This window comes from Methylobacterium sp. GC_Met_3, from assembly GCF_026540775.1.
GTDB lineage: Bacteria > Pseudomonadota > Alphaproteobacteria > Rhizobiales > Beijerinckiaceae > Methylobacterium.
The window spans coordinates 1-662 of record NZ_JALNUL010000183.1 but is presented as its reverse complement, the minus strand read 5'-3'; the positions used below and the strand labels follow the sequence as shown (position 1 = coordinate 662).

At 69.9% G+C, this 662-nt stretch carries 1 protein-coding gene; it reads right to left on the bottom strand.

Annotation, left to right across the window (positions count from 1 at the left end; genetic code table 11):
- The coding region (locus OXS27_RS32420) for an IS5 family transposase (protein ID WP_267361760.1) at positions 1-662 on the bottom strand (662 nt) is incomplete at both ends.

Below are 662 nucleotides of genomic sequence, written 5' to 3'. Positions count from 1 at the left end.
CAGCATGAGACAGACGAAGGCGACCATATGAAGTCCTGCCAGCGTGCTGGCATAACGCTCGTAATCCTTGACCAGGCGCCGACAGCGCGTCGCCCAGGCGAAGGACCGCTCCACCACCCAGCGACGCGGCAGCAGGACAAACCCGCGTTTGGCCTCGGGCGCCTTGACCACCTCCAGGGCGATACCGTGCGCCTGGGCCGCGTCCGCCGCCCGCGCGCCGGTGTAGCCCTGATCGACGAAGCCCGTCTCGACGCTTCCGTCCGTCTCCGCTTGCACCGCGCCGGTCAGGCGATCGACCTCGCCGCGATCGTCGGCATCGGCCGGGGTGACATGCAGCGCCACCACGTGGCCTGGCGTGTCCACCGCCAGATGCACCTTCGAACCGCGCTTGCGCTTGGCCCCGTCGTAGCCCGCCGGCTCGCCGCTCTCGGGCGAGGACCGCAGCGTCCGGCTGTCCAGGATCACCGCCGACGGCTCCGGCTTGCGATCCCCTGCCATCCGTAGAACCGCCCGTAGATCCCCGGCCACATCGGTGAAGCACTCCGCAGCCAGCCAGCGCTGCGTCTGCTGGTACACCGCCGCCCACGGCGGCAGGTCGTGCGGCATGAACCGCCACGGCGCCCCCGTCTTCACGATGAACCGCAAGCCGTTGAACACCTCGC